Genomic DNA, 11,814 nt, shown 5'->3' with positions numbered 1-11,814 from the left:
GGGGCTCTGACCCGGACAATCTGTCCAGCCGTGACCGGATCCGGGTGAGGTGATCTTCGGGTGTCCGGCCTGAAGGGAAACGGGTGCGCGCGGAGCTGACCGCTCTGACGCGCGCACTCATGGCCGGGAACGTGGCCGTCGAGGGCGCAGGGGTGTGCCGCGGACGGCCTCGCGCGGCTCGTCCACGCCGCCGGCGATTCTGGGCGTCAGCCGGCACGGTCACGGCCTGACGCTCCAGCGCGAACGGGCGGCCGGCACAGGGTGCCCGGCCGCCCGGTTCTGATCAGTGAAGGGAGTGACGTCCGCCGTCGAACTCGGCCTCGAACTCCTCTATCTCGTCCTGGTCCAGGTCGAGGAGGGCGGAGTCCGACGGGGTCTCAGCCGGACCTGCCGCGGGCGCGCCTCCCGGGTCGACGATCGTCGCGAGCCCCGCGGGCGTCCTGTGCTCGAACACCTCCACCACGGTGAAGGGCATTCCGGCACGCGTGGCCCGCGCCGCCAGCTTCACCGAATAGATGGAGTCCCCGCCCAGCTCGAAGAAGCTGTCGTCCGGACCGACCGCCGTCACGCCCGGCAACCCGAGCACCTCGGCGAACAACCCGCACAACGCCCGCTCGACCTCCGTACGCGGCTCCCGCCCCGAGACCCGCCCCCCGAAACCAGGATCCGGCAACGCCTCCCGATCCACCTTCCCGTTCGCCGTCACCGGCACGGAATCCAGCACCACCACCGCCGCCGGCACCATGTACTCCGGCAACACCCCGGCGACCCGCTCACGCAACCCCACCGGATCCACCCCGCCACCCGACACCACATAACCCAGCAGACGCCCCCCACGCGCCACCACCACCGCCTGATCCACCCCCGGCTGCCCCGCCAGCACCGCCTCGACCTCACCCGGCTCCACCCGATACCCACGGATCTTGACCTGGTCGTCATCCCTCCCGGCGAACACCAGCTCACCCGCACCCGACCAGTACGCCAGATCCCCCGTCCGATACATCCGCCCACCGACGACGAACGGATCCGCGACGAACCGCTCAGCCGACAACGCCGCACGACCCAGATAACCGCGGGCCACTCCGGCGCCGGCGATGTAGAGGTCACCCGTGACGCCCGGCGGCACCGGCCGGAGGAAGACGTCCAGCACGTACAGCCGACGGCCCGGCAGTGCCCGGCCGATGGGCAACGTCGGCCCCACCTCGTCACCGGGCTCGATCGCCTTCCACGTGGCGCACAGCGTGGTCTCCGTCGGGCCGTAGGTGTGCAGGACACGGAGCCGCGGGCACGCCCGCCGCACCCGCTCCACCACATCGGGCGGCACCACGTCTCCGCCCGCCGCCACCTGGCGCAGCCCCGAGAACGACTCCGGCGACTCCTGCGCCAGCGCGCGGAAGTGCCCCGCGGTGAAGTTCACGGCGGTGAGACCGCCGGCCACGTGCGCGGCGAGCCGCTCCGCGTCGACCACCCCCGGCTCGGTGATCATGACCCGCGCACCGGACACGAGCGGCACCCACACGTCGTACAAGGAGGCGTCGAAGGTGTGCGGGGCGTGCATCAGCACCGCGTCGCCGGGCCCGACGCCCCATCCCGGATCTCCCGCCAGCGCCGCGACGCCACCGTGCGGGACCGCCACGCCCTTCGGGGTCCCGGTCGATCCGGAGGTGTACATCACGTAGGCGAGGTCGTCCGCCCCGACCGGGACGAAGGCGGTCTCGCCGTCGCCGGCGTCGTCCACGAAGACCTGCCGGTAGCCCGGCGGCACCACACCCGAGGTCGCCTCTTGGCACACCACCATCGCGACCGCGGAGTCGGCCAGCATGAACGCCACCCGGTCCGCCGGGTAGTCCGGATCGACCGGTACGAACGCCGCTCCCGCCTTCCACACCCCGAGCCATGCCGCCAGGGTCTCCGCCGACCGCCCCAGCACCACACCGACCCGGTCGCCGCGGCGCACCCCGCGATCCGTCAGTGCCCGCGCCAGACGGCCGGACCACCCGTCAAGCTCCGCGTACGACCAGGCCAGGCCCCCTGCCGTGACCGCCGTGGCGGCGGGCGCCCTTTCCACCTGCCGCCGGAACAGCTCCACGGCGGACGCCGCGCCGATCGCCTCGCCCGTCTCGTTCCACCGCTCGACCACCAGCTCGCGCCCCGCGTCACCGATCACGTCCAGGCGGCCCACGGCCGTCTCCGGCTCGGCGATCATCCGCTCGAGGACCCGGGCGAGCCCGTGCAGAGCCTCCTCGGCGACGCGGCCGTCGAGCATCGCGGGCCGGTACTCCACGTCGGTCTGGAGGCTCTCACCCGGCATGATGCCGAGGACGAGCGCGTACGGCGCCGACTGGTGGAACTCCTTGAGGATCAGGCGCACCTCGCGATCGGAGCCCGCTCCCGCCCCCGGATCGACGTAGTTCTCGAACGACACGACCGTGTCGAAACTCACCCCGGAAAGCTTCTGGATCTCCTGCAGCCCGAGATGCTGGTGCGAGATGAGCGCGGACTGCCGCTCCTGCAGCTCCGTCAGCAGCTGGATGACCGGCTGCCCGCCGTCCAGCCGGACCCGCACCGGCACGGTGTTGATGAACAGCCCCACGGCCTGCTCCACGCCGGGCACCTCCGCCGGACGCCCCGAGACCACCGCGCCGAACACCACGTCACGACGGCGCGTCAGCCGGGCCAGCACCAGCGCCCACGCCCCCTGCACCAGCGTGTTCAGCGTCAGCCCATGACCGCGGGCGAACTCCACCAGAGCGGAGGTGAACTCCGGCGAATAGCGGAGCACCTCCCGCACCCGCTGCCCCGGGGTCTTCCCGGACCTCTCGGCGATCCCGAAGGTCGAACGGCCGGCGCCGTCCAGCTCCGCACGCCATGCCGCGCGGGCGGCCTCCTTGTCCTGCCGGTCCAGCCACGCCAGATGGTCCCGGTAGGAGCCGGCGGGCCGCAGCCCCGGGCCGGCGCCTCCCGCCGCGTACAGGTCGAGGAGCTCCGACTCGAGGATCGCCCGCGACCACCCGTCCATGACCAGGTGATGGCTCGTCGTCACGAGGCAGTGCCGCTCCGGGCCGAGCCGGATCAGCACCTGCCGCAGCAGCGGAGGCTTCGCCGGGTCGAATCTCGTGGCGCGCTCCCGCTCCGCGATCACGCCCGCCTCGGCCAGCGCGTCCTCCTCGGCCAGGCCGGAGAGGTCGCGCTCCGACCACGGGAGCCGCACCTTCCGGGGGATGAGCTGGACCGTCTCGCCGGACTTCCGCCGGTGGAAGCACGCGCGAAGCGCCGGATGCCGGTCGAGGAGGGTCTCCCAGGCCATGCGGAACCGTTCGGTGTCCAAGGGCCCTTCGATGATCTGCGTCTGCTGGATGAGGTAGAGGTCAGGGGCCTCGTCGAGTGCGGCGTGGTAGAGGATGCCCTCCTGCATCGGTGACAGCGGCCAGACTTCCTCGAGCGCCGACCCCGCGGATGTGTTCGGAGTGTTCACGATGCCTGTCCTCCAGACAGTTCCGCCGCTATGGCTTCGAAGCTCTCGATCTCGTCCTGGTCAAGGTCGAGGAGGGCGAAGTCGGACGCGGTGTGCCCGCCCGCGGAGGGATCGTCCGCCTGGCGGGACAGCCCGGACAACATGTCCAGCCACGCCCGGCACAGCCCGTCGACCTCGGCCTCCTCCAGCAGGTCGTTCCGCCAGTCCACGGTGAGCACCAGCTCCGGGCCCTCCGGCGTGTCGTGGACGACCGCGTTGCACTCCAGCGCGTGCGGCAGGCCCATGCCCGGATCCATCGAGCCGCCGATTCTCCCGACCGGCTGCCACGCCCGCGCCCCGCCCTGGTCACCGGTGACGAACCGGCCCATGTAGTTGAACCCGATCCGCGGCGACGGCAGGGCCGCCAGGACCGGGCCCGTCCCGGGATTGAGATACCGCAGCAACCCGTAGCCGAGTCCGTCGCCGGGCGCCGCCCGCGACTGCTCCTTGACCACCTTCAGCAGCTCTCCGGCCGCTCGGCCACCGGCCGGCACGGCCGCCAGATCGATCCCCGTCACGTCCAGGCGCACCGGATGCAGGCTCGTGAACCAGCCCACCGTCCGGGACAGGTCCATCCCCCCGGCCGGATGGCGCCCGTGGCCCTCCACGTCCACCAGGACCCCGTGGACACCGTGCCGGCGCGCCACCGCTCCCGCCAGCCCTGCCAGCAGAACCTCATGAACGCCGCAGTGGAACGCCACCGGGACCTTCCCCACCAGGACCGACGCCTCGGCCCCCGACATCACCCACGACCGTGAGCGCACGCCGCCGGCCGCGTCACGCCCCGCGTTCGGGCTCCGCCGGCCGATCGGCCGATCCTCCTGACCGACGATCGTTCTCCACGTGCGCAGCTCATCGACCCGCTCCCGCGAGAGCGCCGACTCCTCCAGGAGAGCCGCCCAGCGCCGGAACGACCCCCACACCGGTTCCAGCGCCGGATCGCGTCCCTCGGCCACCGCCTCACACGCCAGCCGCAGGTCAGGCACCAGAATCCGCCACGACATCCCGTCGACCGCCAGATGGTGCACCACGAGCGCCAGCCGCCCCGTCCGCGCCGGCCCCGCGTCCACCCAGACCACCTGCGCCATCACACCCGCTGCCGGATCCAACCGCTCCACGGCCTCCCGCACCGCGCGTTCCACGACCTCGTCCAGCGCACGGCCGGCGCCGTCCACCCGCGTGACCAGCCTGGCGGTGTCCACCGACCCGCGTTCGCCGACCACCAGCCGGCGGCCCGCCCGGTCGTCGACGACCCGCGACCGGAGCATGTCATGCGTGTCCACCACCGCCGCCAGGCCCGCGGCCAGCACGTCCACCCGCAGCTCCGGCGGCGCGCCCAGCACCACCCACTGGGCGAACCGCGACCCCGTGATCCCGTCCCCCAAGGCCCGCATGACCGGCGTCCACGCGATCTCCCCCACGCCGTCCGCCGGACCTGCCGCAGGCTCGCCTCCCAGGCCGACGATCGCCGCGAGCCCCGCGGGCGTCTTGCGCTCGAACACCTCCCGCGCGCCGAAGCGCATTCCCTCGCGGCGAGCCCGCGCCGCCAGCTGCATCGAGGTGATCGAGTCCCCGCCCAGCTCGAAGAAGCTGTCGTCCGGACCGACCGCCGTCACGCCCGGCAACCCGAGCACCTCGGCGAACAACCCGCACAACGCCCGCTCGACCTCCGTACGCGGCTCCCGCCCCGAGACCCGCCCCCCGAAACCAGGATCCGGCAACGCCTCCCGATCCACCTTCCCGTTCGCCGTCACCGGCACGGAATCCAGCACCACCACCGCCGCCGGCACCATGTACTCCGGCAACACCCCGGCGACCCGCTCACGCAACCCCACCGGATCCACCCCGCCACCCGACACCACATAACCCAGCAGACGCCCCCCACGCGCCACCACCACCGCCTGATCCACCCCCGGCTGCCCCGCCAGCACCGCCTCGACCTCACCCGGCTCCACCCGATACCCACGGATCTTGACCTGGTCGTCATCCCTCCCGGCGAACACCAGCTCACCCGCACCCGACCAGTACGCCAGATCCCCCGTCCGATACATCCGCCCACCGACGACGAACGGATCCGCGACGAACCGCTCAGCCGACAACGCCGCACGACCCAGATAACCGCGGGCCAGCCCGATCCCGGCCACGTACAGCTCACCGGTGATCCCCGGCGGCACCGGCCGGAGGAACGCGTCCAGCACATAGCAACGGCCGCCGGCGATGGGTTTCCCGATCGGGACCACGTCCCGGCTCGCCGCCAGCGGCATGCTCATCGCCGCGCAGACCGTGGCCTCGGTCGGCCCGTACGCGTTGACCAGCCGCAGCCCCGCCGACCAGCGATTCGCCAGTCCCGGCGGGCAGGCCTCCCCCGCCACCACCACCGTCTCCAGCCCGGCCGGCAACGCGTCGGCGGTGGCCAGCACCGACGGCGGAACCGTCACGTGCGTGACCTCCCATCGCCGCAGCGCCTCGGCCAGCGACACCGCCGGTGGCAGAGTCCGCTCCGGCGCCATGACGAGCCTCGCCCCCGACAGCAGCGCCATCAGCACCTCCGACACCATGGCGTCGAAGCCCAGCGCCGCGAACTGCAGGACTCGCGACGACGGCGACACGGCGAACCGGTCGATCTGTGCCATCGCCAGGTTCCCGAGCCCCGCGTGTGTGACGACGACCCCCTTCGGAGTCCCGGTCGATCCCGACGTGTAGATCACATAGGCCGCGTCATCGGGACGCACCCGCGGCGATCCCGCGTCGCCGCCCCCCGCCAGGTCCAGCTCGTCGACGGCCACCAGCCGATCCCCGAACTCCTCCGGCACCGCCTCCCGCGTCGTCCCACCGCACAGCACCAGCGCGGGATCGGCGTCGGCCAGGATCCACCTGACGCGCTCAGCCGGGTACGCCGGATCCACCGGCACGAACGCGCCGCCCGCCGTGGACACGCCCAGCACCGCGACCGCCCACCACGCCGACCTTCCCACCATCACGGCCACCCGGGTCTCCGGCCCGATCCCGCGTGCCCTCAGCTCGGCCGCCAGTCCCGTCGCCCGCTCCCACAACCCTCCGAACGACAGCTCGCCGTCGCCGTCCACCACCGCCACGTCGTCCGGCCGGTCCTCCACCACCCGCCGTACCAGCACCGGCAGCGGCTCCCCCGCCGCCCTCGCCCGTTCCTGGCCGCCGTCCCAGGGCTCCCCCACACCGATCCGCCCGACCAGCCCGTGCGGATCGGCGGCCATGGCCGTGAGAGCGCTGGTGAACCACCCCAGGATGGACTCGGCGACGCTCTCCTCGACCTGCCCGCGCCGGTAGACGAGCTGGATCCTGAAGTGGTCTCCCGGGATGATGCCGAGGGTCAGCGGATAGTGGGTCCCCTCGACCGTCCCCAGATAGGTGAACCGGCCGGCGAAGTCCCGCGGGTAGTTCTCGAAGACCAGCAGCGTGTCGAACACCGCGCCGTGTCCTGCCGCCCGCTGGATCTCCGGCAGCCCCAGATGCTGATGCGGTGTCAGGGCCGTCTGCCGCGCCTGCAGGTCACGGAGCATGTCCACGACCGGCTGCCCGCCCCGCAGCGGCACCCGGACCGGAACCGTGTTCATCATGAGGCCCGGCACCGACTCCACGTCCGGGAGCTCGGCGGGACGGCAGGCGACCGTGGTGCCGAAGACCACGTCGGTCCGCCGCGCGAGCCGCGCCAGCACCATCGCCCACGCGCCCTGCGCCAGGGTGTTCAGCGTCAGCCCATGGTCGCGGGCCAGCTCCGTCAGCCCCGTGTGGAGGTCCGGTCTCAAGAAGGCGACGCGATGTTCGTACTCCGTCCCGGCGCCGGTCGTGGCGGCGGCTCTCGCGATCGGCGCGGGCCCGTCGAGGCCGGACAGCTCCGCCCGCCAGGCCGCACGCGCGGCGTCCTTGTCCTGCCGGTCCGACCAGGCCAGAAAGTCCCGGTAGGTGGACGCGCCCGCGCGATCGGGGAGACGGCCGCCGGCCGTGTACGCCTCAGCCACCTCGTTGAGGATGACCGCCACCGACCAGCCGTCGGTCAGGATGTGGTGGTGGACGACCAGCAGGCGGTGCCGGCCCTCGCCGTAACGGACCAGCACCAGCCGGAACAGCGGTGCCTTGGCGAGGTCGAACCGCTGCTCCTGTTCCTGCCTGATCAAGGTCTCCACGGCCGCGTCGACATCGCTCCCGCCGGCCAGCTCCACCTCCCGCCACGGCAGGACGACGTGCCCGGCGACGACCTGCAGCGTCTTCCCCGACGCGCGCCGGTGGAAGCTCACGCGGAGCTCGGCGTGCCGGGCGAAGACCGCTTCCCACGAGGCCCGCAGCCGGGCGGCGTCCAGCGGCCCCTCCAGCTCCAGGATCCATTGCGCCTGGTAGATGTCGTGCCCCTCGTCGTCGAGGGTCGCCTGGAAGTACAGCCCCTCCTGGAGCGGTGCGAGCGGCCAGACCTCCTCGGCGTCCGGGACGGCGATCCTCAGCTCCGCCTCCTCTTCCGCCGTGAGGGTGATCAGGGGGCCGTCGGCGGGCCTGCCGGCCGGTACGGCGCCCGCCACGGCCGCCAGCCGTGCGGGAGTCCTCTCCGTGAAGATCTGGGCGGGCGTCACCAGCAGACCTGCCCTGGAGGCGCGCGCCGCCAGCCGGATCGCGGCGATCGAGTCTCCGCCCAGCTCGACGAAACCGTCATCGACCCCTACGCGCCGCCCCTCCGGCCGGAGGAGCTCGGCGTACATGTCGCACAGGACGCGCTCGGCGTCGGTGCCGGGTTCGCGGCGCGTCGCGGACGGCGCGAAGCCGGGCGCGGGCAGCGCCCTCCTGTCCACCTTGCCGCTGCCGGTCAGCGGCAACGTGTCCAGGGTGACCAGAGCGGCGGGAACCATGTACTCCGGCAGCGACGCCGCCAGACCCTCGCGCACCAGGACGGGATCCACGTCCCCGTCCGCGACCACGTAACCGATCAGGCGCCCGTCGACCGCCCCCACCACAGCCTCGCGGACGTTCGGCTGAGCGGTCAGCGCGGCCTCGACCTCACCCGGCTCGATCCGGAATCCGCGGATCTTCACCTGGTCGTCGGCCCGGCCCGCGAACAGCAGCTCACCGTCGGCGCTCCACTGGGCGAGATCCCCCGTCCGGTACATCCTCCTCCCGGGCGCGGACGGATCCGCCACGAACCGCTCCGCCGTCAGCCCCGGCCGGTCCAGGTAGCCGTCCGCCAGACCGGCGCCGGAAAGGTACAGGTCACCGACCACACCGGGCTCCACCGGCCGCAGTGACGCGTCGAGCACGCGGGCCCGGCGGCCGGGAAGCGGCCGGCCGATCGGCAGGACGGGACCCGCGGCGTCACCCGGCTCCAGCAGATGCCACGTCGCGCACAGGGTCGTCTCCGTCGGGCCGTACAGGTGCCGGATCCGCGCGCGGGGGCAGGCCGCCCGCACCCTTTCCACCGCGTACGCGGGCACCACGTCACCACCGGTCAGCACCTCACGGAGGTCCGCGAACGATTCCGGCGACTCCTCCGCCACCGCGCGGAAGCTGCCCGCGGTGAGGTGCGCCTTCGTCACCCCGGCCGCGACCGCCTCGCGCAGGCGCCGGGCGTCCACCGGACCCGGCGCGGCGATCACCACACGGGCGCCCGACACCAGCGGCACCCAGATCTCGAAGAGGGAGGCGTCGAAGGTGTAGGGCGCGTGCATGAGGACCGCGTCGCCGGGTTCCATGCCCCAGCCGGGGTTTCCCGCCAGCTCCGCGACGCTCCGGTGCGGGACGGCCACGCCCTTCGGGGTCCCCGTCGAGCCGGACGTGTACATCACGTACGCCAGGTCCCCCGGGCCCACCGTGACCGCCGGTGTGCCGCCCACGCCCTCGCCGGTGAACTCGATCGACTCGACCCCTTCCGGTACGGCGTCGCGCGTCGCGGCCGAGAACACCATCAGGGAGATCCCGGAATCCGCCACCATGAACGCCACCCGCCGGGGAGGATGGGCGGCATCCACCGGCACGTACGCCGCCCCCGCCTTCCATACGGCGAGCAGCGTCACCACGAGGTCCGCCGAGCGGTCCATCATCACCGCGACGCGGTCGCCCCGGCGAACGCCCCGGCCGATCAACCGCCCGGACAGCGCTCCGGACAGCTCGTCCAGCCGCCGGTAGGTCAGGACCCGGTCCCCGTCGGTCAGGGCCACCGCATCGGGTGTCCGCTCCACCTGCCGGGCGAAGAGGTCCGGCACCGTCGGTGTGGCGCTCACCGTCCCCCTCCGCCGACCACGTGCTGCACCGGCTCCGCCCCGTCGTCCGCTCCCGGCCGGGTCCCGTTGGCGCCCGACTCGGCGAACTGCGTGTGGTACAGGTCCGCGTAGAGACCGCCTTCCGCCAGCAGCTCCTCGTGCGTCCCGCGTTCCCGGACCCGCCCGTCGTCGATCACGAGGATGTGATCGGCCTCGCGGATCGTGGACAGCCGGTGGGCGATCACCAGTGAGGTACGGCTGCGCAGGGCTGTCGCGAGCGCCCGCTGGACGGCGGCCTCCGACTCCGAGTCCAGGTGGGCGGTGGCCTCGTCGAGCACGACGACCGAGGGTGCTTTGAGCAGCAGCCGGGCGATCGCCAGTCGTTGCTTCTCCCCGCCCGACAGGCGATGACCACGATCGCCCACGACGGTGTCGAGCCCACGGGGCAGGGAGGCGATCAGGTCCCAGATCTGGGCCCCTTCGCATGCCTCGACCAGTTCGTCCTCGGTGGCGTCGGGGCGAGCGTAGAGCAGGTTCGCCCGGATCGTGTCGTGGAAGAGGTAGGTGTCCTGGCTGACCACCCCTACCGTTGCGCGAAGCGAGTCGAAGGTGAGGTCCCGCAGATCGTGCCCGCCGACGCGAACGGTCCCGGAGGTCGGGTCGTACAGCCGGGACACCAGGTGCGTCAGGGTGCTCTTCCCCGCGCCGGACGGGCCGACGAGCGCGGTGAGGGTTCCGGCCGGCACGTGCAGGCTCACGTCGCGCAGCACCTCTTGGGTCACTTCGCCGCGCTCCTGCCCGGCGCGCACGTTCTGTTCCAGCGACGGCAGCGAGACCTCGTCCGCGCTGGGATAGCGGAACGACACGTTCTCGAACTCGACGTCCGATGCCGCGTCCGCCTTGAGTCCGACCGCGCCGGGGCGTTCCTCGATCAGCGGCTTCAGATCGAGCAGCTCGAAGATCCGGTCAAAGGTCACCAGGACCGTGAGCGCGTTCTCCTGGATGCTGGCCAGCTGGGTGATCGGCCCGAACAGGCGTCCCAGCAGGGTGGCCAGGGCGACCAGCGTGCCGAGCTGGAACGCCTGCGCGAGCACGAGCCCGCCGCCGACCCCGTAGACGAGCGCCGTGGCGAGCGCGGCCATCAGCGCGAAGATCGCGGGGGCCATCCGGCCGTAGAGGGTGGCGCTCACGGCGAGCCCGCGGATCCGGCCGGAACGTCTCTCGTACTCGGCCATCTCCTCGGCCGGACGGCCGAAGAGCTTGGACAGCATCGCACCCTGGACGTTGAACCGCTCCTGCAGCAGCCCGGCCAGGCCGGCGTTCTCCTCCATCAGCCGTCTCATGTAGCGCTGCATCCGCCGTCCCACGTACGACCAGGGCACCACGAACACCGGGATCAGCAGCAGCGCGAGGAGGGCGACCAGCCACGACAGGTAGAACAACTCGGCCAGCACCAGCACGACCGTGACCGCGCTGGCGGCCGCCGTCAGCATCTGGGTGAACGCCATCTGCGTCATGACCAGCTCCGTGTGCAGCCGGCCGACCAGCACGCCCGACTGGGTGCGGGTGAAGAACGCGATCGGCAGCCGCTGGACGTGGTCGAGTGCCTGGATCCGGAGGTCGTAACTGACGCCCTGCCCGATCTTGCCGGAGATGTAGGCCGACACCAGCTGCAACAGCGCGCTCATGACGGCGAGCCCGGCGGCCAGGCAGGCGAGAAAGACGACGAGCTCAAGGTCGTTCCCGAGCACGCCCTTGTCGATCAGGTCCTTCAGTATCAAGGGAGACGCGACGACGAAGAGTGAGTCCATCGCGGTGACGAGAGCGAAGAGTGCCACCTTGCCGATGTGCGGGCGGAAGTAGCCGAGCACTCGTCGTACCGTCTCCGGGCGGATCCTGGACGGCGCGGGATCATCGCCTTCGTCGCCCTTTAGCAAACCTCCGAACGGCGACACCATGGCCATGCGGATACCCCTCTCACACGCGCACGCAAGTCGGCGATCTCCATCGTGCTGAGCGGAGCCGATGTCCACGAGTAGGTCCAACTGAACATTTCGGGCGCTTGGACGCTTCGCCGAGCCG

General features: G+C 72.2%; 3 protein-coding genes. All 3 read right to left on the bottom strand.

Features of this window, described 5'->3' with window-relative positions:
• Positions 1–283 precede the first annotated feature (283 nt).
• Genes Nocox_RS13415 through Nocox_RS13405 form a run of 3 tightly spaced genes read right to left on the bottom strand, consistent with a single transcriptional unit; the run spans position 284 to position 11,603 of the window.
• Positions 284–3,415, bottom strand: coding sequence for a non-ribosomal peptide synthetase (locus Nocox_RS13415; RefSeq protein WP_219495615.1), 3,132 nt, complete (start codon positions 3,413–3,415; stop codon positions 284–286).
• Between the two features lie 56 nt (positions 3,416–3,471).
• Positions 3,472–9,753, bottom strand: coding sequence for a non-ribosomal peptide synthetase (locus Nocox_RS13410; RefSeq protein ID WP_219495613.1), 6,282 nt, complete (start codon positions 9,751–9,753; stop codon positions 3,472–3,474).
• Positions 9,750–11,603, bottom strand: a complete 1,854-nt coding sequence (locus Nocox_RS13405) for an ABC transporter ATP-binding protein (RefSeq protein WP_020544584.1) — start codon at positions 11,601–11,603, stop codon at positions 9,750–9,752. The genes Nocox_RS13410 and Nocox_RS13405 overlap by 4 nt, the downstream gene beginning before the upstream one ends.
• Positions 11,604–11,814 lie beyond the last annotated feature (211 nt).

This window comes from Nonomuraea coxensis DSM 45129, assembly GCF_019397265.1.
Classification (GTDB): Bacteria; Actinomycetota; Actinomycetes; order Streptosporangiales; family Streptosporangiaceae; genus Nonomuraea; species Nonomuraea coxensis.
The sequence above is the reverse complement of the archived record's forward strand: the minus strand, read 5'-3'. Positions and strand labels throughout refer to the sequence as shown.

Coding starts and splice junctions, on each gene's coding strand:
- Nocox_RS13415 (WP_219495615.1), bottom strand. CDS start 3,415: ATGCAGGAGGGCATCCTCTACCACGCCGCACTCGACGAGGCCCCTGAC.